Origin of the sequence: uncultured Gardnerella sp., assembly GCF_947280595.1 — a bacterium.
Taxonomy (GTDB): domain Bacteria; phylum Actinomycetota; class Actinomycetes; order Actinomycetales; family Bifidobacteriaceae; genus Bifidobacterium; species Bifidobacterium vaginale_A.
In genome coordinates, this window is the sequence record NZ_CAMYOS010000014.1 from 1 (window position 1) to 24,330 (window position 24,330).

General features: G+C 38.7%; 16 protein-coding genes and 1 pseudogene. 12 read left to right on the forward strand and 5 right to left on the reverse strand.

Annotation, left to right across the window (positions count from 1 at the left end):
* The first annotated feature begins 453 nt into the window (after nucleotides 1-453).
* The gene (locus Q0X59_RS04900; RefSeq protein ID WP_075523665.1) at nucleotides 454-993 is read left to right on the forward strand and encodes a peptidylprolyl isomerase; all 540 of its coding nucleotides are present in this window, start codon (nucleotides 454-456) and stop codon (nucleotides 991-993) included.
* A gap of 688 nt (nucleotides 994-1,681) precedes the next feature.
* Here the strand turns inward: Q0X59_RS04900 and Q0X59_RS04905 are convergent.
* From Q0X59_RS04905 to lexA, 3 genes are all read right to left on the reverse strand, one after another.
* A complete protein-coding gene (locus Q0X59_RS04905; RefSeq protein WP_296156497.1) occupies nucleotides 1,682-2,191 on the reverse strand; it encodes a hypothetical protein in 510 nt (169 codons plus the stop codon).
* A gap of 114 nt (nucleotides 2,192-2,305) precedes the next feature.
* Nucleotides 2,306-2,755 (reverse strand): type II toxin-antitoxin system antitoxin SocA domain-containing protein, encoded by a 450-nt coding sequence (locus Q0X59_RS04910; protein WP_075523668.1) that lies wholly within the window; start codon nucleotides 2,753-2,755, stop codon nucleotides 2,306-2,308.
* Nucleotides 2,756-2,958: 203 nt separating this feature from the next.
* On the reverse strand, nucleotides 2,959-3,675 hold the full coding sequence (gene lexA / locus Q0X59_RS04915; RefSeq protein WP_075523669.1) for a transcriptional repressor LexA: 717 nt from the start codon (nucleotides 3,673-3,675) through the stop codon (nucleotides 2,959-2,961).
* Between the two features lie 157 nt (nucleotides 3,676-3,832).
* On the opposite strand from lexA, the gene Q0X59_RS04920 reads away from it, so the two are divergent.
* The 3 genes from Q0X59_RS04920 to Q0X59_RS04930 all read left to right on the forward strand — a co-directional run bounded on the left by Q0X59_RS04920 (nucleotide 3,833) and on the right by Q0X59_RS04930 (nucleotide 5,551).
* The gene (locus tag Q0X59_RS04920; RefSeq protein WP_075523670.1) at nucleotides 3,833-4,153 is read left to right on the forward strand and encodes a LysM peptidoglycan-binding domain-containing protein; all 321 of its coding nucleotides are present in this window, start codon (nucleotides 3,833-3,835) and stop codon (nucleotides 4,151-4,153) included.
* A 130-nt stretch (nucleotides 4,154-4,283) separates the two neighbouring features.
* Nucleotides 4,284-4,790, forward strand: coding sequence for a hypothetical protein (locus tag Q0X59_RS04925; protein ID WP_297643561.1), 507 nt, complete (start codon nucleotides 4,284-4,286; stop codon nucleotides 4,788-4,790).
* 578 nt (nucleotides 4,791-5,368) lie between these two features.
* Nucleotides 5,369-5,551 (forward strand): hypothetical protein, encoded by a 183-nt coding sequence (locus Q0X59_RS04930; protein ID WP_297643563.1) that lies wholly within the window; start codon nucleotides 5,369-5,371, stop codon nucleotides 5,549-5,551.
* Between the two features lie 506 nt (nucleotides 5,552-6,057).
* Here the strand turns inward: Q0X59_RS04930 and nrdR are convergent.
* Entirely contained in the window at nucleotides 6,058-6,519 is a 462-nt protein-coding gene (nrdR, locus tag Q0X59_RS04935) for a transcriptional regulator NrdR (RefSeq protein ID WP_075523672.1), read from the reverse strand.
* Between the two features lie 224 nt (nucleotides 6,520-6,743).
* Here nrdR and nucS point away from each other — a divergent pair, with 224 nt between their 5' ends.
* Together nucS and Q0X59_RS04945 are read left to right on the forward strand one after the other, a co-directional pair.
* Nucleotides 6,744-7,664 carry an endonuclease NucS gene (gene nucS / locus Q0X59_RS04940; RefSeq protein ID WP_075523673.1) on the forward strand — a complete coding sequence of 307 codons (921 nt, stop codon included), beginning with the start codon at nucleotides 6,744-6,746 and terminating at the stop codon, nucleotides 7,662-7,664.
* Nucleotides 7,665-8,127: 463 nt separating this feature from the next.
* Nucleotides 8,128-9,015: a TraX family protein gene (locus Q0X59_RS04945; RefSeq protein ID WP_297643566.1), complete on the forward strand. Its 888-nt coding sequence runs from the start codon at nucleotides 8,128-8,130 to the stop codon at nucleotides 9,013-9,015.
* A gap of 499 nt (nucleotides 9,016-9,514) precedes the next feature.
* On the opposite strand, the gene Q0X59_RS04950 is transcribed toward Q0X59_RS04945, so the two are convergent.
* The gene (locus Q0X59_RS04950) at nucleotides 9,515-11,209 is read right to left on the reverse strand and encodes an alpha-amylase family glycosyl hydrolase (RefSeq protein ID WP_297643568.1); all 1,695 of its coding nucleotides are present in this window, start codon (nucleotides 11,207-11,209) and stop codon (nucleotides 9,515-9,517) included.
* A 713-nt stretch (nucleotides 11,210-11,922) separates the two neighbouring features.
* Here Q0X59_RS04950 and Q0X59_RS04955 point away from each other — a divergent pair.
* The 6 genes and pseudogenes from Q0X59_RS04955 to Q0X59_RS04980 all read left to right on the forward strand — a co-directional run bounded on the left by Q0X59_RS04955 (nucleotide 11,923) and on the right by Q0X59_RS04980 (nucleotide 23,755).
* Nucleotides 11,923-13,161, forward strand: a complete 1,239-nt coding sequence (locus Q0X59_RS04955) for an extracellular solute-binding protein (RefSeq protein ID WP_075523675.1) — start codon at nucleotides 11,923-11,925, stop codon at nucleotides 13,159-13,161.
* 137 nt (nucleotides 13,162-13,298) lie between these two features.
* Nucleotides 13,299-14,696: a sugar ABC transporter permease gene (locus Q0X59_RS04960; protein WP_075523676.1), complete on the forward strand. Its 1,398-nt coding sequence runs from the start codon at nucleotides 13,299-13,301 to the stop codon at nucleotides 14,694-14,696.
* A gap of 86 nt (nucleotides 14,697-14,782) precedes the next feature.
* On the forward strand, nucleotides 14,783-15,637 hold the full coding sequence (locus Q0X59_RS04965) for a sugar ABC transporter permease (protein ID WP_075523689.1): 855 nt from the start codon (nucleotides 14,783-14,785) through the stop codon (nucleotides 15,635-15,637).
* A 240-nt stretch (nucleotides 15,638-15,877) separates the two neighbouring features.
* Nucleotides 15,878-17,842: pseudogene (gene pulA / locus Q0X59_RS04970) on the forward strand (type I pullulanase); the annotation flags it as partial.
* Nucleotides 17,843-18,518: 676 nt separating this feature from the next.
* On the forward strand, nucleotides 18,519-20,789 hold the full coding sequence (gene malQ / locus Q0X59_RS04975) for a 4-alpha-glucanotransferase (protein ID WP_297643572.1): 2,271 nt from the start codon (nucleotides 18,519-18,521) through the stop codon (nucleotides 20,787-20,789).
* 176 nt (nucleotides 20,790-20,965) lie between these two features.
* Nucleotides 20,966-23,755, forward strand: a complete 2,790-nt coding sequence (locus tag Q0X59_RS04980; protein WP_297643574.1) for a glycoside hydrolase family 31 protein — start codon at nucleotides 20,966-20,968, stop codon at nucleotides 23,753-23,755.
* The last annotated feature ends 575 nt before the right edge of the window (nucleotides 23,756-24,330 follow it).

The window sequence follows — 24,330 nt, forward strand, 5'->3', positions numbered from 1 at the left end:
CACTCGATAGGGTGTGGGAGACTAGCACGCTGCCGCATTATTCTTTTAACGGGGAGTCACTTGACTCCCCGTTTTCTTATATTACTTTCCACGTTCAGCAACCTACTACTTACCATATAAGCCTTATAACCCGGTTTACAAGTTAAGCAGGTTTATAAGCTAAGCACGGTTTATAAGTTAAATTAAAAACCCTGGGGCTTTAGTCCCAGGGTTTCTAACTAAAAGAGAAGAAGAAAATTAAATTATATTAAACACAACTCAAAACCATTAAACTCAATGATTTAAATCCTATTAAAAATAAAACCACACTATCCTGAACAAAAGAATACCAAACCCTTAAAAAACCCTGAAAAAACGGTATTTTTATTATAAGTTAGTATAAAATCATCGTATTTGACTATTTCTTATGCTATTTTTAGTGCACAGTCTTGAACATATGTGAGAATTGCTATTATGACTAAAGCGATTTTGAATACAACTGAAGGAAAGATTGAAATAAATCTCTTCGATGATAAAGCTCCAAATACTGTTAAAAATTTCATTGGATTAGCGACTGGAGCTATAGCTTGGGAAGATCCATATACTCATAAAAAATCGCATGAACCATTTTATAATGGTCTGCTTTTCCATCGTATTATTAAGGATTTTATGATTCAAGGCGGTTGCCCATTAGGTAATGGTACTGGTGGACCTGGTTATGAATTTGATGATGAGATTGATCCTTCTGAAACCTTCGACAAGCCTTATTTGTTTGCTATGGCAAATGCAGGAAAATATCGTGACGCTGACGGTAGTGTTCATGGTACGAATGGTTCTCAATTCTTTATAACCACTGTTCCTACTCCTTGGCTTAACGGTCATCATACTATTTTCGGCGTTGTAAGTAATGAAGATTCACGCAAGGTAGTTGATGCGATTCAAAATTGTCCTACTGATTCTACTGATTTCCCGATAGAACCGATTGGTATAATTTCAGTAGATATTGTGGAATAATTTTTTGAATTTTGAATTTTGAATTTTTTAAAAATTTAAAGCTACTCTGTATTTTTGCTATTAGCTCGTATAGGTTTATATTCGTTAAGCTTGAGTTATATATGCGTTTCAAGTAAGAGTAGCTTTTTGTTTTTTTTGTTTTTGTTTTTTGCTGTGTATTTGTTGTATTTTTCCGTTGTGTTTTGTTTCCTAAAAAGTGTGTACAAAAGTAGTGTGTTGTTAGCATAAAAGTAGTGTGTTGTTAGCATATTGTGTTCATCTTTCGCGTGATCAGCTATGAATTTGCTAATGGGACACCGTTTGCCAAGCACTGCTAGTATTCGATAATAGCTGTTATTACTGCATTTCTTTCCAACTGTTCATATTGACTAGCTATGTCGTTGCCGCATGCGCTACAAACGTGATTATTGCAAGACTTGTTCTTCATGCATGATTTTTAAGCATGTAGTAGACCTGCCAACGCTTGAAATAAGAACAACGCTTGAAATAAGAACATAAACAAGAAATTCTGTACACAAATTTTGGGGAATAACCCGAAATGCGTGTACACACTTTTAGGAAATAACACTGTGTTTTACTTTTATTTTCCTTTCTTTTTGTAATTTTGTTTTCTCTTTGCTTTTATGCACTTTATTAGTTTATTTAGTATTACTATTTGTACTTTTCTTTATTATTCGCTTTTTCTTTATTACTTACTTTTCTTGGTTTTCTTGCCTTTCTTTACATTGCTATGCATGTAATCTTGATAATTTTCAGGCAAATTTGGTCCGTTAATGGATTGGCCATCGTATTCGCATGGTCGAGCGAATTTCGGCATTTCGTCATCTTGTATTTCTGAGTTTTGATCAGTTTCATCTTTATTAGAGTTGCGCAGCTTTTCTGCAGCTTCATACCCTATAAAGCATTGCTTTTCCCATTCTTCAGAATATAAAGGGTTCTCTTTATGTCTTCTTCGTTCTTTAGTCTCTTCGTAAAATCTGTACCAAGCTAATATCAATTGTGTGTTTAATCTTGTTTGTAAAGTGATTACTTTTGCAGCTGATAAGTCATTTGTTAATGATTTCCGCAAAGAAATAAATATATCTACTATTATTTGTATGCATCTATTTTTTTCTTTAGGATCTTTGGTTGAAAATATCTTTCTTGCTAATTTGTCATCTTTTGATATTTTGATTCTGATATTTTTGTTATCGTGCATAGCGTATTTCTCTCTACGTAATGTTTTCGTGCAATATAATTTAAAACATAGGTTTCAAAGTGATAATAAATTATATTTATTGGCTGTATAAGAATCGAAAAACTAGAATAATTGCTATATAGCAGGGTAGGCCTTGTAATAAGTTTTCATATAACTTTTGAGTATGATATCTTCGCAATATTTGTTTTCTTCATGAGGCATTCGTGTTATACGCCATGGCATTTCTGTAATTACTCTGTTATATAAAGTCAGACCCGAACAGTTCTTTAGCTTTTTGCTCACAGTGTCTATGAGTTTTAGTTGAGATTTGTTGAGAGGATGTTCTCGTTCATACAAAGACATTATTAAACATCCTCTGTGTATTATGACTTTATCTCTATACCTATTGAATAGTTCTAAAGATACTGGTCCATTATCCCATGCTTCAAAGTCCTCATAAAAGAGTTCTCTATCTGTTGTGGCAAGGCTATGAGCTTGGGCATAGTATGTTAATTTTTGCAATCTCATTGTTGTCATGGTTCCGAGATTGTCTAATATGCGGTTAGCAACGTTTATAATAGACATGTTTAGCTCCCTTGCTGGAAACGTCTAATGTAAAAATCATAGAAATTCATAAAATATGCAAATGTATTTTTCTGTAAAAAGTACATTAGCTATTTATTATTCTCTATGATGCTCTTATCGATTTCATCAATGAAATTAATAAGGTTATGCGATTTATTATACTGAAAAATTACATTTTACAATAGTATTTTCTATATATACTATTAAATTTTTCTTAGAACTGTTACGACCTTTCCCATTATCGTTGCGTTGGTTCCGTCTATAGGAGAATATGTTGGATTGTGTGGTATCAGCCAGACGTGTCCGTTATCGTTTCTTAATGTTTTAACTGTAGCTTCGTTATCAAGTAGTGCTGCAACTATATCTCCGTTGTTAGCGTCATGCTGTTCTCGTACAACAACGTAATCTCCATCGCATATAGCTGCGTCAATCATGGAATCGCCATGTACTTCTAACATAAAGAGGTTTCCTGATCCTGTTAATCTCTCTGGAAGACGCATTACATCGTCAATATGCTGTTCTGCTGTTATTGGCGTTCCTGCTGCAATTCTCCCAACGAGTGGCACGTCATGTGATGTTTGTATGCTTTCGCTTTCATACATATCTACGTCAATGCCTAGTGAGGGTGTTGGAGTTAATTTATTTAATTGGCTTGTTTGAGTATTGTTGATAACCTCGATGGCTCTTCCCTTGTTCGCGCTAATGCGAATAAGTCCCTTAGTTTCTAGAGCTTTTAGTTGATGCTTAACAGAAGATGTGCTACGCAGTCCAACTATTTCGCCGATTTCTCGGAATGAAGGTGGGAAACCATGAGCGATTATATTTCGCTGTATGGCATCCATAATTTTTTTCTGTCGTTCGGTCAGTGAAACGGCATTATCTTCCGGAAAATCATCTTGTTTAGTGTTTTCGTCGTTCATGGTCGCTCCTTTCAATGTTTATAGTAGCGCATGTTTAAGAAAAAATCAAACATCTGTTCGACACGCCGTTGCATATTTTTTGAGAATGTGTAATTATTAAAACACTTGTTCGATAGAACAAATGTTCACAAAGAAGATTGTATGGAAGGAGAAACGTATGAACAAGATATCTGGTGTGCGCTCAGTAAAGAGAAGCAGAGTTGTTAAAAAGTATTTTATTTCGCGAATTAGCGTGGTGCTTTTAGCTATTTTTGCCATCTGGTTAGTCGCTTTTCCTAAAGTTACTGCTTCGGCTACTACAGAAAAGCTTGTTTCTTACACAGTAAGACCTGGTGACACTTTATGGGGGTATGCAAAATCAATAAATGATGGCGGAGATATTTCTGATGATGTAGAGCGTTTGATGGAGATAAATCATCTTTCTTCATATGATCTACAAGTTGGTCAGATTATTAACGTACCAGTTATAGAAAAATGATTTAAGTGCTTTTTATTGTATTGCTAGATTGCATACGAATTATTCTTCTGTATGAGATTTGGGTCAGTTGTGTACAGAGTTTTTTGAACATGTAAAAGTCAACTAATAACTATGAATTGGGGGAATTATAATGAGTTGTGATAATAACGATTTGAATCGCGTAGATAGTTGTCAGTGCTTTGGATGTAAAAGCAATGATGAAAGTTTTGGCAATGACTATCCAAATGCTATTGATAGTTCGGAAAATGTAATAGTTGAAATAAACCAATATATGGATATAGGTATAAAAAATAAGGATAGGAATTGTATTAAGGATTTTTGCGATTCAATTTATTCAAAAGTTCCTATGAATATTGAGCTTCATATGAATGTTGATGCTATGAAATATATTTACGCTCGTTTGGCTGATAGTCAATTTGCTGCTATGAGATTACGAGATCTTTTACGCGAATGTATAGAAGAGTGTACTAATTCCTACTATTGTCAAAGAGATGATTCTGGTTGTATGAATCGTGAGGATGATTCTTTATCTTGTTATTCATTATTGTCAAAAAGTGGGGATTGTGGCTCTGCTAATTTAGATGGAACTGACGGGTGTAATCGAGAGTATGTTGTGTTTTGTTCGTGTGTTGTCTAGTGCAAAATAGATTTAAGCTGGTTGTTTATTATCAGTTTATATTTATGCATTTTTCAAGATGCAATACCATGCTTTTGGTTATAGCTTATGTTTCGAAGATCGCTTGTACTGTAACTCGCAAATTGCTATTGCTTACTGGCGTTCGTTTTGATCGTTAGCAAATGCTGTGTGATGTAATCAAAGTATCTTGCTTTTGACTTATAAAATCTAAGTTGACTAATTCTTTTTAAGAATATTAGTTAGTTTAGCTTTAGATGCTTTTGCCTATAATCACGCTTTTGTGTACGACCGAAATAACTCAAATTTTTGCCTATAGCACCAAATTTTGGGGAATAATCCAAATTTTGCAGCTTATCCGTTGATAACTCTAACCCAGACCTATAAACCCAGATAATATGTGAGGCGAATATCATCATAGATATTCGCCTCACAGGACATCATCTTGCGCATTCGTAAAAGCATCAATGCAATACGAACGCATTATTAAGTGGAATGATGGTCACTTTTGCAGGTAACCAACGCGAGTAAGTATACTCATAGCACTGTATTTCCAGCCAGTGGAGCGTGTTATATGGTGTATGCAAAACATGTTCACATTTGCAATTGCAATCGTCTGTGTGGAGCATAGAAGTGTTTGTGGTTGTGAAAGTGTGCATGGTGTGAGAGTGTGCACTGTTGTGAGAGCGCGCATGATTGTGAAGAATGTATATGCTGATGAAGAGTGTGCGCATCATAAAAGTATTTGTGGTGTTAATTCGTGAATGGTGTTAATGCGTGTATGGTGCTGAGAGTGTGCATAGCGTGAGAGCGTGCATGGTGTGAGAGTACGTACTGTATAAAAGCATGTCGGTTGTGAAGGCTTGCTCGGCGTAAAAGTGTTTACTGTATTAACGCTTGTATGGTGCTGAAGGCTTGCGTGGCATAAAAGTGTTTACTGTATAAAAGCATGTCAGTGTTGGAAAGTGTTTGCAGTGTTATTGAAATCGTGTGAAGCATAAAAGTGTTTGCAGTGGTATTTAATTTAGTTACTTGGCTATTGTTATAGGTGCTTAAGTGTGGTTAGTTAAAATGCAGCTGAAAAAGTATTGAATTATATAGACTCTTATGCTGAATCTTGTGACTTGTGATTAGTGACTTGTGATTAGTGATTAGTAATTAGTAATTAGCTACTAGTGATCAATAATTATTGATTAGTAATTATTGATTAGTAATCAATAATTAGATATTAGCGATTAGCTACCGGTAATTAGCGATTATCGATTAGCAATTAGGATTGTGCACTTGATTTGTTTTGTTTCAAATCTTCAATGGCTTTTTCAAAATCTTTAAGGCCGGTGAAGTTTTGATATACACTTGCAAATCTTAAATAAGCGACTTCATCTAATTCTCGTAAAGGTTGTAAAATGGCTTTTCCAACTTCTTCGGATGTAACTTGCGCTAGTCCGCGCGCCCTTAAATCTGCTTCAACTCTCATTCCTAGAGTTTTAAGCGCTTCAGAATCAATGGGTCTGCCCTGGCATGCTTTGCTTACGCCAGCAACTACTTTTGACCTATCAAATGGTTCTACTGATCCAGACCTTTTCATGACAAGAAGTTGTGTAGTTTCTACAGTCGTGAATCGGTTGCCGCACATTTGGCATTCACGACGACGGCGTATAGAATAGCCATCTTCGCTGATTCTGGTGTCAATAACTTTTGTGTCAGAATTTTTACAAAAAGGACAATGCATAAGATAAGCATACTAGAAATTATGAGAAATTTAATATAGTTATACCAATAAAATAGTTTTAATTTATTAAATTATTAAAATTTTGGTTAAAACTTCATAAATTCTGAATTATTTTATGTTATTTTTCATAATTTTGTGATTGAGAAATTGGATTTTATTGCATAAGAACTTAGAAGATTATGTGATCTATGGCTCATGGATAGTAATTTTGTTATGCTTGCGCTGTGCGAATTATTGTTGCTGATTGTAGTGCTGAATACTCAGGTCGTCTTAATGCTTCGCTCCCAGCTGCGAAACGTGTTCTGCTTATTAAAGCAGATGGTAGCGTATTGATCTTTTCAGAATTAGGTTCTTATAAACCTCTTAATTGGATGGCTGCTCCATGCACTACGCGTGTGGAGCATGTTGCTCAAGGGATGAGATCAAATAATAACAACGTGGAAAATGATAGAAACAATATGAAGGAAATTTCTGGAGCTGGAGTTTCTGGAGCTCTGGTTTCTGAAGGTGAAATTTCTGGAGATGAGGTTACTGGAGCTGGAGTTAATGAAGATCGGGTTTCTGGAGATGTGGTTAATGATTCTTCTTATAAAGTTAAAGGTGATGAAGATGATCTGAGAATATCTGAAAATCTTTATGATGATTGTAATTTTTGTGATGGTGATGTGTTAAAAGTTGCTGCAAAAAAAGGCAAGGATCTATTAACAATTATTTTGCATCACGTTTATGATGATCAGTCGCATGATCTTGGTGAAGATCCAGGTCTTATTAAAGATGGTGTTGAAGATCATTTACAACGTTATTTAGCAGAGCAAATTGAAAGAATAGGTAAAGGTGCTTCGTTAATTAGGCGAGAATATCCTACAGCAATAGGTCCTGTGGATATTATGGCTGTTGATGCTGATGGAGTGCATGTAGCAATAGAGATTAAACGTCATGGTGGAATAGATGGAGTTGAACAACTTACTAGATATTGCGAACTGTTGAATCGTGATCCATTATTAAAACCTGTACGAGGAGTTTTTGCAGCACAAACCATTACTCCGCAAGCAAGAGTATTGGCGCAAGATCGCGGTTTTACATGCCTAATACTTGACTATGATGACATGCGAGATACAAAATCTAACGAGTTGCGTTTATTTTAATTTATGTGCGCTCGCGGAATTACAGGTTGTGTGTGGTGTGCGTATGCGCCTGAGAGTGTGATGCAATGTGTGCAATGTGCGCAATGTGTGCGATTACTTGCTTAGATGATTGTGTTATATAAGTGATTGCGTGATTCTGTGCTGTTATGTGTGCGCTCGCGGGATTGTACACAACCGTCATGATAATGCATTCGTGTTGTCGGCATTATGCGTGCGCTTGTTGGATTGTATTATGTGCATTTGATGTTCATGTAAACGCATATGTGCAAGCGTTGCGTCAACGGTCGCAGCTGTAATTGTGTGAGCGTGCGATGTAGTGCATGCGATTGTCTGTCTCGGTGATTACTCAATTGAGATTTGCGTGATTACGGTGATTGCATGATATACACGATTGCATGATATAAATAGAATAGTGAAGGTAGATTTGTAGAAGTTTATAGATGTGATTAGGTTACAAAGAGGTATGATTATGGGATTTTTTAAAAATAAAAAGTTTTTAGATAAGCAAACAGATAATTCGAAAGATGATTCCTCAAGATTGACTAGCACAAGTCTTAGTGGAGTATCATTTAATGGGTATTTTCATGAATCTTCACATGAAGAAAAGCTTGATAATAACGGAAATCCCATTCGCTCAGATAAAAACATTAAAAAGGGAATCACGCTGAACAAGCTTAAAGTGATGTGTGCTTCAATGATTGTATTAAGTGTTTTTGGAACAACATTGTTGTCGAATTTTTCTGGCGGATTATTTGCTGTTTTATGCGAGGTCGTGTCTTGGACTGCTTTACCTTGGTATGCTTGGGCGCTAGTTCGTGGATATCATAATACGCATAACGTTACGTTTTACGGATTAAGATTATTGGCTTTGGCTTTAATATGCGAAGTGCCTTACGACTTTGTAACATCAGGAAAAATATGGGATATGAGCTCACAAAATCCGGTATTTGCACTTCTTATATCGCTTGTTGTTCTTAGTGGCTTAGATATGGCGCAATCAAAATTAAAAGGCTTTATCAAAATACTTATGTCTTCAATTATTGTAATTGCAGGAGCTTTATGGAATTTGATTGGAATGGTTGGCGTAAGGCAGAGAATCATGTGGGGAGGAATAATTATTTTTGTTTTAGCTATGATTTTTGAGCTTATGAAGAAGCGCGAAATTAGCATGGAACTTACAGCAGGCATGTTTGGTGGACTATCTCTTGTAGCGCCTGGAATTGGAGTAGCAGTATTGCACTACAGGAGCGTATACGGTGATGGTCCTATGCCAACTAATAGATTCAGATGGATTATGTATGCTTGGTATCCGTTAATGCTGCTAATTGCGTCAATAATAATACTTCTGTAGATTCAATTCATAGTTAGAATCAGGCAAGTTTACATTCGATTTTTTGCGATAATCCATTAGATTTATAGCTTTAAGCGCTAGTACAGCTGTAGCTACAGAGCTTTAACTTCAGTTTTGAGTGCTACTTATAACTTTGGCGCTACTTATGGATTTGGTTACTACTTATAGCTATAAGTGTTAGCTGTTTAGATGTGGACTCGAAGTTTTGTTTGCGCTTTGTTTTTTTCAAGAGTGTAATTATTGACGTAATTAGGCTGTATTGCAGTGTAGTTTGGCTTGAGATCAAATTATCTAGTCAGCATGCTTAGAGTGTAACCAAGCAATTTAGAATGTAGTCTGCATATTTATCTGCTTAGTATCAATGTCTTTCATGTGCGAGTTGATGAAGATGCCTTTTGTATGCAAGCTGATAGCGATGTTTGTTGCTTACAAGTTCGTATCAGTTTCGTATATGAGTTGATAGCGATGCTTGCCGCTTACAAGTTAGTATCAATTCTGCTTACAGCTTAAATATTGCGAAAGATTGTGTTCCAAGTATAAGAGAAGAACTGTTGAAAGAAATTTCTCCAATTTGCAATAGAGCTGGGTTTGATTCTTTAGAATTTAGTCCTTCAAGAGAGTCAAGCGGGATAGACTCATTGCTTAAGCTAGGATTCATTACAACAATAGTCTTTTCAGCTCTAAAATCAGATCCTTCTAAACTGTCTACAGAGCAACGTTCATATGCAAAACTACGCCCATTAACAGGAGCGTGTAATACTCTCCATGAAGCATTTGCATGTAAAGAAGCGCGATTGTGTCGCAAGAATATCAGCGCGCGTACCCATGAGAGTAAAGAATCTTCACATTCTTCTTGAGCTGACACTGTAGGTATCTCTCCAGATTTCACTAGGCAACGGCGTTCGGAAGCGTTTGAACTTTCTTCAACAGGCAAATACAATTTCGACTTTGGCGCTGTAGAAAAACCTAAATTCTTAGAATCGTCCCACTGCATTGGTGTGCGAGTTCCAGTCCTAGCGTATCCGCCTTCTTTAGTTGGAATATCGCGATATTTCATGCCTATTTCATCGCCGTAATACACGAATGGAACTCCCGGCATGGTGAGAATCATGCCAAAAGCCACGCGTCTTTCCCTGTCGCTTAAGCGTGGAGCCATGCGAGGAGTGTCATGATTGCAAGTTATAAAACTAAAATAGCCCTCATTGCAAGTAGATTCATATTGTGGGCAATAATCGTCCAAAAATTGACAAATACTACCACCGCCTAGAGCGTTAAAATAACTGTGATCATGTTCAGGGTTATTATCTAACGCATTGTCAACATCCCTCGTGAGTCTAGCGTAGCCATTTGGATAACCGTCCCATCGCCAATTAAGATAGAAATCCATATCAAATCCGGCAGCCAAAGCTTGACGTGGTCTGCCCCATTCTGAAACAAATGCAGCTTGTGGATATTCATCTTTCACAATTCCTAACATCTCTTGCCAAGCGTGAATTGTGTTATCTTTACCTAGACTTCCTTCGCCATTATTGTCGTCATTTTTTACAAGCGAATCTGCCATGTCAACACGGAATCCATCTGCACCCATTCCAAGCCAAAAACGCATTACATCGACCATTGATAAGCGAGTTGCTGCAGCTTCTTCAGACTCTGGAGAAGATTGCCAAGATCTATCACGATTAGAGAAACCGTAATTTAACGCTGGCTGACACTTAAAGAAATTCAAAATATACGTTGCATCTCTATCTGTTTCTCCGCCAATAAATGGCATAGAATAACCAGAAAAAGCGCTATCTGTCCAAATGTAACGCTTAGTAAATTCATTTTCTTCAGCGCTAGAGCTTTTTTTAAACCATTCGTGCTCTTCGCTTGTATGACCGGGAACTAAGTCAAGCAAAATATGCATATCCCTTTTGTGAGCTTCAAGAAAAAGACGTTTCAAATCCTCATTAGTTCCATAACGCTTAGCAACCTTTTTGTAGTTACGCACATCGTATCCAGCATCTTTGAAAGGTGAGTCATAGCAAGGATTAAGCCAAATTGCGTTACATCCGATAGATTTTACATAATCTAATTTTTCAATAATTCCAGCTATATCGCCAATTCCATCGCCATTTGAATCGTAGAAGCTTTGAGGATAAATTTCGTAAAATACGGCATCTTTAAGCCATTCAGGGTGATCGTGTAATGACATTTTAAAACCTCTTTGTACTTAATTCGCTTGTAAATTTGCCAATTTTCTATTTATTTTTTATCTTATTTAGTATTTTTATCTTATTTATTTTTATTATCTCGTATAGATTTTTCATTATCAATTATTATCAATTATTATCAATCAGTTGTTGCTTACGTTGATCAGTTAATCAGCCAATTAGTTAATCAGCCAATTATTCAATCAGATTTAGTTAATAATTTAATCAGATTTAATCATTTAATCAGTAAATTATTCAATAAAGTTAATCAGTCAATTTTATTTGGAGTTTTCGCATCATTTTTTCAGTAAACAAGCCGAATTTATTAAATGCAAACATGCAGATATATGCAAAACTCACAAAACATACCATAAATAATTAAAGAATATACAGCTATAACATTATTAAAAATATTAAATGCAAGCGATATCAACATTTTTTAGATTTTGCATTAACTATTAAAACTATATTTTTCACACAAAACTAAACATAAACCAAACATAAACCAAACATTTTAATAACAAAATCAAGCATGCTGTTATACGTGGTTTGCGAACGTATTCATATTCGTGTATACTTCACAGTGCTTACGGACGGATACTCAAAGCATGTGACGCTGCCAAGCGCAGCAAAACGCGATGTTGCGCCACAGCTTAATCCGTCACTACGCCACCAAGGAACATGCCAACAAGGGCATGACATGAGGAGGTCAAGGATGACGAATATCAAGAAGATGCTGGGCGCTGGTATTGCAGTTGCTTCATTGCTTGGATTTGCAGCATGTGGTTCAAGCTCCAGCACAAAAAGCTCGGAACCAAAGGAAGCCAAGCTCACTGTATGGGCAGCTTCAGAAGATCAGGCAAAGTCTGATTCTTGGTTACCAACTATGGAAGAGGCCTTCAAGAAGGCTCATCCAGAGTACAAGATCACTTTTAAGAACGCTGTGGTTGCTCCACCAGATGCTTCCAAGACTGTAAAGCAGGATGCTAAGGCTGCAGCTGATGTGTATCTCTTCGCTAACGATCAGTTGGGCGATTTGGTACAGGCTAATGCTATTGGTGAGTTGAGCGATGACGCAGTTGCACAGGTTAAGCAGCAGGATGCAGAGCCATTGATTCAGTCTGTAACTGCTCAGAATGGCAAGATGTACGGCGTTCCATTCACTGGTAATACTTGGTTCATGTACTACGATAAGTCCAAGTTCACCGATGAAGATGTTAAGTCTCTCGATGCTATGCTCGCAAAGGGCAAGGTTGCTTTCAACGTTGCTAACGCTTGGTATCTCCCAGGCTTCTATCTCGATGGCAATATGTCCCTCTTCGGTGAGAAGAGCAATGACGGCAAGGCTGGCATTAAGCTCAGCGATAAAGCTGCTGCCATCACTAAGTACCTCGTTAAGCTCGTTGCTAACAAGAACTTCGTCATGGATAATGATGAAGGCGCTGGCTTAGCTGCAATCCAGAACCACACTGCTGACGCATTCTTCTCTGGTTCTTGGCAAGCAAATGACGTTAAGAAAGCTTTGGGCGCAAACTATGCTGCTGCTCAGCTTCCAAAGTTCAAGACTGAAGCTGGCGAATTCCAGATGAAGTCCTTCGCTGGTTCTAAGGCTGTTGCTTACAACCCGAACTCCAAGGCTGCACGCATTGCTGCTAAGTTTGCAGCATTCCTAGGTTCTAAGGAATCTCAGAAGAAGTACTATGAGCTTCAGAACACCATTCCTTCCGATAAGTCTCTTGCAGACATCGTTAAGGGTGATCCAGCTGCTGTTGCTCAGATGAACACCATCGCCAACACCTCCGTGTTGCAGCCAACTATTGCTGAGATGGGTTCCTTCTGGGATCCAACCAAGACCTTCGGTACCGCCCTCGCTAATAAGGAAATTAACGAAGGTAATGCTGCTGCTAAGACTGCAGATTGGGCCAAGGGCTTTGAAGCTGCTTTGAGCAAGTAACTTATAAAACAAAATAGGTCATAGGAATTTATTATCTTATGGCTTCTTACCGGCAGATGCCCCGCTCCCCATTTTTAAAGTTGCACGGGGCGGGGCATCTTGCCTTATAAAGCCCATAACCATATGAAAGGTATGTCATGACTAGCACGGCATCCACCAAAGGCAAGCGCAAAAAGTCGCCAGATCCTGAGCGCTTTGAGCCTTCAGCTTTTTCCTTAAAAGAGGCAGCAAAGAATGCTGACGTTCTTTCCTGGATTTCAATTCTTATTTTCGGATTTGGTACTTTTGCACGCCGTCAGTTCGTTAAGGGCATTGTTTTCTTGGCGTCTGAGGTCGCAATCTTTGCATTCTTATTCACCATCGGCGCTGAGTATCTTCCTAAAATAGTGACGTTAGGTACTGAGACGCAGCATTGCGTTAAAGTTGACGGTTTCCCAGAGTGCACAGCAGGAGACAGTTCTGTAGAAATTTTGCTTTACAGTGTTATGTCAATAGCGGCAGTTGTTTTACTTGTTTATGTAGCAACCTTGTCTTTGCGTAGCGCGTACAAAGCTCAATCAATTGTTGCTAAAGGCAAACGTCCTGTTAACTTTATAGAAGACGTAGCTTCGCTTTTTGATCGTAATGCGCATGTTGGCTTAATGTCATTACCAACAGCTGGCATAGTTGTATTTAGCATTTTGCCATTGATCTTCATGATTTCCATGGCCTTCACTAACTACGATTCTAAGCATGTTCCGCTGTTCCAGTGGGTTGGATTAACTAACTTCTTCAAGATTTTCTCTACGTCTAGCGGTGCAATCAACGCAGCAACATTCATAGAAGTTCTTGTATGGACTCTTGTGTGGGCATTCTTTGCTACATTCCTGAACTTCTTCTTTGGTATGTTTATTGCAATGATTATTAACAGGCGCACAACTGTGTTGAAGAACTTGTGGCGTACTTGCTTCTCGTTAACAATTGCAGTTCCTCAGTTCGTGTCATTGTTGATTATGCATAGCATGCTTCAGCATGATGGTGCAATCAATCGTCTTTTGCATTCATTGGGTTGGATTGGTGACCCACTTCCATTCTTTGAAGACGCTACATGGGCTCGCGTAACTGTTATTCTTATCAACCTTTGGGTTGGTATTCCTTATACGATAATGCAAATTACAGGTATTTTGCAGAACGTACCAGCGGAGCTTTACGAAGCTGCACAACTCGATGGTGCAGGATGGTGGCAGCGTTTCATGAACGTTACAATGCCATATATCTTCTTCGTTATGACCCCGTACTTAATTACCACCTTTACAGGCAATGTCAATAACTTCAACGTCATCTACTTGCTCTCCGGCGGTGCTCCAACAGAAGTCGGATCTTCTGCAGGTAAGACTGATTTGCTTATTACATGGCTGTACAAGTTGACTGTTGATAAAGACAACTACTGCATGGGCGCGGTAATCGGTATTATGACCTTCATCGTGTTGGCTGTAGTCGCATTGATTACATACCGTAACTCTGGCTCTTACAAGAACGAGGAGGGATTCCGGTGAGTGATAAAAATCCTAGATCTGCTGGAGCAACTGGAAAGAAGAAATATAAGTCTGCTGTAGTACACAGCACTCGTACAGTTCCATTATTGCGAGACCAGCGTGTATTGAGAATCATTGGGGATATTCTTACTCACATATTCCTTGTGGTTATGTCAATTATCTGGCTAGCGCCAATTGCATGGGTTGTGCTCGAAAGTTTCAACAAGAATCCAGCTCCTTATCAGAGGACGTTCTTCCCAACGGAATATACGTTTGATAACTACGTTAGATTGTTCACTGAGCGCAATGTGCTTGATTTCCCACGCATGTTCATGAACACACTTATTGTGTCTATATTCGTGTGCATAATTTCGCTGTTCTTCGTATTGGCAGTGGCATTCTGCATGTCACGTTTACGCTTCCGCGGACGTCGTACATTCATGAATATTGCTTTGATTCTTGGCATGTTCCCATCCATTATGGCTGTTGTTGCAATCTACTTCATTCTTAAAGCCTTTGGATTAACAAACGGTTCTGTGGTACTTATCTCGCTGATTATAGTTTATTCAGCAGGTAGCGGTGCAGGCTTCTATGTTATGAAAGGCTATATGGATACAATTCCAAAGTCGTTGGATGAAGCTGCTTATTTGGATGGCTGCACAACTTGGCAGGTATTCTGGAGAATTATTCTTCCAATATGCAAGCCTATGATTGTGTTCCAGGCTATTGTTGGCTTCCTTGGACCATGGCTTGACTTCGTTTTAGCAAAGGCAATCGCTCGTACTCAAGATAACTACACTGTTGCTTTGGGTCTGTATCAAATGTTGCAGAAAGAGTATATAAATCAGTGGTTTGCACGATTCTCAGCTGGTGCTGTTTGCGTGTCAATTCCAATTGCAATTCTGTTCATTGTGATGCAGCGATTCTACGAAGAATCAATGTCTGGTTCTGTAAAGGGCTGATTTTTACACTTAAAAATTGGACAAATACAGATTCAGTAAATAGTAGTGAGGGCCGGACGTTATTAAGCGTTTCGGCCTTCGCTATCTAATTTATATATTCAAAAATGTAGTAATATTTTTAGCAAAACGTGTATTTAGCTGAGTTTAATTTAGCTGAGTATTTCTGTTTAGCTTATTTCTGTTTAGCTTATTTCTGTTTAGCTTAGATGAGTTTATCTTGACAATTATAAGGATTGCTTTATGACGTATTTACCTTCGGCGCAATGGCCAACTTATGAAGGATCTCTTGGCTTTTCTCTAAATGCAAAATCAACTACTTTTACATTATGGGCGCCTACTGCAACTTCAGTGACGTTGCGTCTTTTTGAAACAGGTAATAATAGCGAGCCAATTCAATCTTATGAATTAAAACCTCATCATGATGGAGCTTGGCGAGTTAATATTCGTAAACGTCTTGATGGAACTTATTACGATTATTTAGTTGCGTTCCAAGATGGAACAGTTAATCGAACGAGTGATCCTTGGGGTATTGCTAGTGGTATTAACGGTGAGAGAAGTTTAGTCATTGATGAAGATCGTGTAGCTCCTGCAAATTGGCATAAAGATAAATCTCCAAAGTTTTCTGCTCATTCTACTGTGATTTGGGAAACGCACGTGTCTGATTACAGTAGCGATACTAATGGCGGTTTTAATCCAGATCATAGAGGAAGGTTCTTAGCTTTTACAGATGAACATACTTGCGTAACTTCTGAAGTTGATGGTAAAACTTTAACTTCTCCAACAGGTCTTGATTATCTTAAGAAGCTTGGAATTACGCATGTGCAGCTGATGCCAATTTATGATTTTTGCACTGTAAACGAGATAAATCTCGATAAAGCTCGTAAAAATGGCGAAAATGTTGATTCTCTATACAACTGGGGTTACGATCCGGATGCTTATAACGTTCCAGAAGGAGCTTATTCTACGGACCCTTATGATGGAACGGTTCGTATTCGTGAATGCAAAGCTATGATTTCCTCGCTACATGCGCATGGTTTGCGCGTGGTTATGGATGTGGTTTACAACCATATGTATCATGCGGATAATGCGTTTGAACGTACAGCTCCAGGTTACTTCTGCAGGAGAAATGAAGAAAGTATACTTTCTAATGGATCTGGTTGTGGTAATGATATGGCTAGTGAACGTCCTATGTTCCGCAGGTTCATTATTGAGTCGCTATTGCATTGGGCTCGATGCTATCATATTGACGGATTCAGATTCGACCTTATGGGCTTGATTGATACTGAAACATTGAATCAAGCTCGTCAAGCTCTTGATAAACTTCCTGACGGTAAGAACATACTTATGTATGGAGAACCGTGGTCTGCTGGATTTACTGCTGTGCCTGAAGGAACAAGCATGGGAGATAAGCTAGGAAGGCATAATTTAGATGATCGAATAGGTTGGTTTAGTGATGAAACTCGCGATACTCTCAAGGGTAACGTTATGGATCATCATGAGCATGGATATATTAACGGAAATGAATTTTGGACTTCTGACTCTGCTCGTCAAGCTTTAGATGGGTGGCGCGGCACTCCTTCTGCAGGTAAAAAAGTTGGACAGATTATTCAATATATTTCTGCTCATGATGATTTAACTCTGTGGGATAAATTGTGTATTTCTTTGCGCGAAAAGCCTAGCGATTGCGATTTTTATGCTAAAGATGCTAATTCAGTTGCAGATCTTTTCACTGCTAATATGCTTGCTGCTGGAATGGTTTTGTGCTCTGCAGGTTTGCCGTTTATGTTAAGTGGTGAAGAATTTGGGCGAACTAAAGGCGGCAATGACAATACTTATAAGAGCGGTGTAAATGTTAATAAGCTTGATTGGGTGCGTTCGCAGAAGTTTGAGCCGCTTGTTCGCTGGTATAAAGATTTGATTTCTTTGCGATCAAAACATAAGTCTTTCTATGATTCGAAGCGCGTGCAAATTCCTGCTTCAAATAAAACTGTACTAGCTTCTCTTATTGGTGATGACGTAATAGTATGCGTTAATCCTATGTATAATTCAGATGCTTGCGTTACTTTGCCTGAATTATCTGGGAATGTAGACTCTAAAGCGTCTGGAAAAGCGTCTGGAAAATCGTCTTGTAAAGAAAGTTGTAATGATTGGAGTATTGTTCTTGATTCTTCCTTCTACTTTGCTGACTGGACTGGTAAAGATGCAAAGTGTGCGAATATAGAATCTTGTGAGCGCAAAGATAGTCACAGTGTGAACAATTCTCGCTTGGAGGATTTAGATTCGAAGAACTTGAATACGGGTTCGCATGTGTTGCATATTCCATCTAGAACTTTCGTAGTGCTAAGCAAGTCTGGTAATGCAGACCAAACGCCGAAAAAATAGTAGGTTGATAGAAGTAGATAGAAGTAGATAGAAGTGGATAGAAGTAGAAATAGTGGTAAAAATAGAAAAACAGGAAGTAAAAATAGTGGATAGAAAAATAGTGGATAGAAAAATAGTGGATAGAAAAATAATAGGTAGAAATAAACATAAAAATAGTAAATAAACATAAAAATAATAGATAGAAATAACAATAATAATGTAAATTATTAGCGAAAAACTAGTGGTTTAATCAGTGGTGAAACTGTTTGTGAAACGTTTTGCGAAGCCGCTTGAAAACGGTTAGTGAGATTGTTATCGAATTGGTAACGCTGCGAAATCAATGAAAATTAGAAGGAATAAATAATAGTACTTGTTTGCAAACGATATCAATAATTTATATAATTATTAGCTAGAGTGCGTCTTAATCCAGAGATGTGTTAAGTTTATTGCGCTCGCGCTATCGTTTGCACACATGGTACTAGTGCAATGAGATAAAATGTGCTATTAACAAAGGAGCATAATGAGCAAAGAGGCTGATAAAAAAGAGGCTGACAAAAAAGCCGAGAGCGCAGTTTCCGTTGAAGAAAGTGCAGAGCGTCTTCAACGTCCACTTATTAAATTAGCTAAAGCGTGCGGAGTGGCTACTTTTTATATTGATCAATTAGGTGATTACACTGAAATTACTGATGAAGCGTTGGTTGGAGTCCTTGACGCTTTAGGGTTTAAGTCCGATACTCCTGAAAGCATAGCTGATTCTTATGAGCGTGTTTTAGCAAAAACAGCTAGTGAATTGTTACCTCCAACTGTAGTTGCGTTTAACGGTGTGAAAACTTGCGTGCCAATGCATGCCGTTAAAAATTATGAATTGCAAGGTAATAAAGTAACTGAAAAGAATATTTCTGTTACTTTAACTCTCGAAGATGGTAAAGATTACGAGGGTGATCTTGGTGAGATTAAAGTCGATGAAGATGGTGAATTCTATATTGAACTTACAGATGAACTTCCTATGGGATATCACACTATTCATGCTCGAATCACAAATAATAACGGCAAATTAGTAGCTCATGCTGACTCAACACTTATAGCTGCACCTGAACGTATTCCTCTTCCTCAAAGCGTTAAGGAACATCATCGCTGGGGTTATATGACGCAACTTTATTCTGTTCGCTCTAAAGATTCGTGGGGAGTGGGCGATTATGGTGATTTGCGCAGGCTTCTTAAGGACGCTGGTGAAATTGGTAAGGCTGATTTTATGCTAATCAATCCTATACATGCTTGCGCTCCTATTTCTCCGTTAGAGCCTTCACCTTATTTGCCTGAATCGCGTAGATTCTTGAACGTGACGTATATTAGACCTCAAGATATTCCTGAATATGCAGAGTTATCTGGTGAAGAAAAAGCAGAAGTAGATAGATTGCATAATAAGGTTGCTGCATCTAATGACGATCCAAATCCAATTGATATCAATGCTGCTTGGGACGCTAAGCTTCCAGCGTTGCGTTTGATTTTTAAGAAAAAGCGTAGTGATGCGCGTGAGCGTGAATTTAGTGAATTTAAGTTGCGTTCCGGCGAAGATCTAGATGCTTTTGCAACTTGGTGTGTAGCTTTTGAAGTTTGGGGTGCTCCTTGGGGAGATAATTTGTGGTTTGATACTACAGGTAAAGGAACTCCTCAGATTGAATCTTTGAAGAAAGAACATGCCGATTTATTGGAATTCCATCGTTGGCTTCAGTGGATTGCAGACGAACAGGTTGCTGCTGCTCACGCTGAGGCAAAAGATTCTGGAATGGCGATTGGCCTTATGCAAGATATGGCTGTTGGAGTTCATGGATACGGTGCTGACGTTTGGTGGAGTCCTGAGCGATTTGCTAATGGAGTAAGTGTTGGTGCTCCTCCTGATTTCTATAATCAGCAGGGTCAGGATTGGGGACAGCCACCGTTTGATCCAAATTATTTGGATGAAACTGGATACATTGCGTATAGAGATATGGTACACAATGTGTTCTTGCACGCTGGTGCTGCTCGAATTGATCACGTGCTTGGGCTTTTTCGCTTGTGGTGGATTCCGCAAGGTCAGGGCGCTAAAAATGGTGCGTATGTTTACTATAACGTTGACGCGATGCTTGCAGTTTTGACTATTGAAGCTACTCGAGCTGGCGGACTTGTTATAGGCGAGGATTTGGGTACAGTTCCTGCTTATGTTTCTAAAGTTCTTGCATCTCATGGAGTGTTGGGAACAGTTGTTGAGTGGTTTACGCATGATGATAAAGCTGAGGCTGCTAGTAAGAAAGCTGGAAAGAAGGAAATTATTTACGCAAATCCTTCTACGTATCGCGAATATGCTTTAGCTTCTGTTACTACTCATGATTTACCTCCAACTGCAGGATATCTGGAATTTGAGCATGTGAAATTGCGTGAAGAATTGCATTTGCTTACCGAACCTGTTGAGAACTTTAAGAAAGCTGCTCAAGCTGAGCGTGATGCAATGATGGCTATGCTTCTTAAAGGCGGTTGGATTAGCAAAGAAGCTGCAGATGATGTTGAAAATCATGTGCAAGAAATTGTTGAAGGAATGCATGCTGTGTTAAGAACTTCGCCATCGCTTTTGTTGCAAGTTGCATTGGTTGATGCTGTTGGCGAAAAACGCTCTCAAAATCAGCCTGGCACTAGCACAGAGTATCCGAATTGGCGTATTCCTCTTGCGGATGAGAATGGCAATGTTGTTCACACGGATGAAGTATTTAAGTCTGCTAGAGTTCTTTCAATGGCTGCTGTAATGCAAGGTAAATGATGATTGCAATCTGAGTGATAGCAGATAATTATATGTAATACACAGAGATTTGAACATGCTTTTTATGTTTAGATCTCTGTGTATTTGCTTTTATTCGTTTCGTATTCGCGTATTTAGTTTTGTTTTATAACCTACTTTTTTAATAGAATAGCTTTGTGTGGGGGAAGGAAAGAATAGTGCATAAAAACAAATCACGAATTTTTGCTGATTTTGTAAATAATCCTAGTGTGAAAGCTAATACTAAGCAGGTTATCAAAGGTGATTGCTGGAGGATTACTGTAATAACTGATTCTATGCTACGTCTTGAGTGGAGTGATGACGGTTATTTTGTTGACTCTCCTACTCAAATGGTTGTATGTCGTGATTTTTATAGTGATAGTTCTGTGCAGCCAAAGTTTTCTGTGCGCGAAAACGAAAATGGCTGGCTTGAAGTTGAAACAGACAAGCTGCTTTTAAGCTATAATCGCAAATCTTTTACTAAAGAAGGGTTGAGTGTAGTTGTGCGCGGCGTGCCGTGCTCGCAATTTAATACTTGGCATTATGGCGATGATAATCCTGGAAATCTTTTAGGAACAGCTCGTACTTTAGATGAGGCAGATGGCGCTGTAAAACTCGACGATGGCGTTATTTCACGAGATGGTTGGGCTGTGTTAGATGATTCAAAATCTTGTGTTATTGTGCAATCAGACGAAGTAAATGGTAATACAAATCCTTATGGAGCGTGGGTTAAGCCGCGTTTTAGTGAATCTAGTGGATCTAGTAAATCTGATGCGTCTGGTTGTGTGTCTGATTCGTCTGATGCGTTTGAAGAATCTGATGTTTCTGATGTATCTAAAGAATTATCTTCTAAAAGTAAGCGTTATCACGACTTGTACTTTTTTGGCTATGGTCACAACTACATTGATGCAATCCGCGATTTTTATAAGCTTACAGGCTCTCAGCCACTGTTGCCGAGGTTTGCACTTGGCAATTGGTGGAGTAGATATTGCAGGTATTCGCAATCTGATTATGAAAATCTTATGAGCAAATTCAAGCATGAAGGAATACCTTTTAGCACAGCAGTTATAGATATGGATTGGCATGTTACAGACGTTGATCCAAAGTATGGATCTGGATGGACTGGCTATACGTGGAATAATCAACTTTTCCCAGATCATAAATCTTTCTTGAAAAAACTCGCGAACGAAGGATTAGCGTCTACTTTAAATTTGCATCCTAGAGATGGCATTCGCGCTTTTGAAAAGGATTATCCGCAAGTCGCGCGCGATATGGGTATTGATCCAGCTAGTGGTAAAGCTGTTGAATTTGACTTAACAAATCCGCGATTTGTTGAAGCGTATTTCAATATGCATCATCGCATGGAAGACGAAGGCGTTAAATTCTGGTGGATTGATTGGCAGCAGGGCGGAGTTACGCGTGAACGTGGATTAGATCCACTTTGGATGCTTAATCACATGCATTATGAGGATTTGGCTCGTGATGGTGGCTGGCCGCTTACATTCTCGCGATACGCAGGCCCAGGCTCACATCGATACCCGGTTGGATTCTCTGGAGATACTGTAACAACCTGGAAGTCGCTTGCTTTTCAAGCATATTTCACATCTACTGCGTCAAATATTGGTTATGGCTGGTGGAGTCACGATATTGGTGGTCATATGCTTGGTGTGCGAGATAACGAGTTGGAAGCGCGATGGTATGCTCTTGGAGCTTTTAGTCCTATTAACCGTCTTCACTCAAGTTGTTCTCCTTTTGCTGGCAAAGAGCCTTGGAATTTTCCGCGTGAAACTCGTGACGCAATGGTTAAAATGCTTAGATTAAGAGCATCTTTGCTACCTTATTTATATACGATGAATTATCGTGCATCATTTGAGAATATGCCAATAGTAGAGCCAATGTATTGGCAATCTCCAGAAGTTGGAGCTGCTTACGAGATGCCGCAAGAATATCGTTTTGGAAGTGAGCTTATAGTTTCGCCTATAGTTTCTAAAAATGACGATGCTACTACTAAAGGATGTGCTGGAGTGTGGCTTCCTGAAGGAGATTGGTATGATTTCTTTGACGGTCGGCGCTACGTATCTCGTTCTCTTGGTGGTCGCAGATTTGAAGCTTGGCGAGCGATTGATAGAGTACCTGTATTTGCTAAAGCTGGAGCGATTATACCGATGCAAGTTTTGCCAAGCATCGAAGAATGCGCTCGCGATTGTGATGTTTCGAAGTCTGTTAATAGTATTGAAAATCCGAAATCTTTGCGAGTGCTGGCGTTCCCTGGAGGTAACGGCGAGTTTGTGATGCGCGAAGATAATGGTCGCTTTGAAGACGCGCGCGCTGGGAAAACTGCCGACACGAAGATGAAATTTGTTTTCAGAGATGAAAATTCTTCTACGCAATTTGTGATTGATGCTGTAAAAGGTTGTGACAGTGTTGTGTCATCTCTGCCGTCTGAGCGCAATTGGAGCGTTGTATTTAGGGGCGTGGCGTGCCCTGATTTTTCGCGCGTTCGCGTTTTGCTGGGCGATTCTCGTGGAGAGTTTCAGCTTGAATCTAGCGCTGTGGAAGTTTCATATGAAGGCGAAGAATCTACGTTAAGTCTTACTGTTTCTGTGCGCAATGTGCCTGTTTGCAAGCGTGTGCGAGTGATTGTGGATGGCGGTTTGTTTATTGCACAAGATCCTAAAGTTGGGGATTCTTATCGTTTGCTTTTGCAAGCTCAAGTGCCTTATCGAGGTAAAGAGATGGCTTTTGATGCTATTCGTGAGTCTTGTGGTAGTGCGAGTGCTTTGAGTGCGCTTTCTGCTCTTGAATATGAAAGCGAAGAGCAGATGATTGAACAGCGTAACAGTGTTGATATGGTGAATGCTCATGCTTGCGTGCAACCTTCTGTAGTTAAGTGGGCGCAATGGCGTTGTACTTTGCCTGTGTCTGTAAAGCATGCGCTTGAGGAGATTTTGTTACGTTCTAGTGAGTGAGTTTGTGTGGTTTACTGTGTGTGGTGGTTGTGTGTTGGTTGGTTTGTGTTTTACGAATTTGTATTATTGAAATCAACATTTGTACTATAACAAATGTTTAGATTGACTGGTGAAAAGTTGTGAAAAATATCGCATTTCAAAACATTCACAAATAAATAATATTTTTAAAAATCGTTGAAAAATATGCCCTGGGGGGGGGGGGGCATCAAGGCTTTCTCGTCTAAACATATGTTATTTGCCTTTAAAAAATTTTTTAAAATGTTATAATGACTTAACAGTGTTGCTGTAGCCATATTACTTTGGTTGCACGCTATTGAACTTACGGCGGAACATCGCTGATGCGTTAAGTTTCGTGCGCTAGTTTTGTTTTGGCGCGTTTGAAAGTTGATGCAAAGACGCAGTTGTGCCATGTTTTGAAAAAGGAAATACGTAAAAATTAGTAACAGAGCATGATTAAGAATGCGGTTGCTGTGTGCAATGTGTTGTTGTGAACTTTTTAGTTACGTAAGTTTAAATTTACGTAGCAGAGAGTAGAAAACATTTGTGCGCATATGATTTTGCATTCTAAAAATCAT

Coding starts and splice junctions, on each gene's coding strand:
- Q0X59_RS04900 (WP_075523665.1), top strand. CDS start 454: ATGACTAAAGCGATTTTGAATACAACTGAAGGAAAGATTGAAATAAAT.
- Q0X59_RS04905 (WP_296156497.1), bottom strand. CDS start 2,191: ATGCACGATAACAAAAATATCAGAATCAAAATATCAAAAGATGACAAA.
- Q0X59_RS04910 (WP_075523668.1), bottom strand. CDS start 2,755: ATGTCTATTATAAACGTTGCTAACCGCATATTAGACAATCTCGGAACC.
- lexA (WP_075523669.1), bottom strand. CDS start 3,675: ATGAACGACGAAAACACTAAACAAGATGATTTTCCGGAAGATAATGCC.
- Q0X59_RS04920 (WP_075523670.1), top strand. CDS start 3,833: ATGAACAAGATATCTGGTGTGCGCTCAGTAAAGAGAAGCAGAGTTGTT.
- Q0X59_RS04925 (WP_297643561.1), top strand. CDS start 4,284: ATGAGTTGTGATAATAACGATTTGAATCGCGTAGATAGTTGTCAGTGC.
- Q0X59_RS04930 (WP_297643563.1), top strand. CDS start 5,369: ATGCAAAACATGTTCACATTTGCAATTGCAATCGTCTGTGTGGAGCAT.
- nrdR (WP_075523672.1), bottom strand. CDS start 6,519: ATGCATTGTCCTTTTTGTAAAAATTCTGACACAAAAGTTATTGACACC.
- Q0X59_RS04945 (WP_297643566.1), top strand. CDS start 8,128: ATGATTATGGGATTTTTTAAAAATAAAAAGTTTTTAGATAAGCAAACA.
- Q0X59_RS04950 (WP_297643568.1), bottom strand. CDS start 11,209: ATGTCATTACACGATCACCCTGAATGGCTTAAAGATGCCGTATTTTAC.
- Q0X59_RS04955 (WP_075523675.1), top strand. CDS start 11,923: ATGACGAATATCAAGAAGATGCTGGGCGCTGGTATTGCAGTTGCTTCA.
- Q0X59_RS04960 (WP_075523676.1), top strand. CDS start 13,299: ATGACTAGCACGGCATCCACCAAAGGCAAGCGCAAAAAGTCGCCAGAT.
- malQ (WP_297643572.1), top strand. CDS start 18,519: ATGAGCAAAGAGGCTGATAAAAAAGAGGCTGACAAAAAAGCCGAGAGC.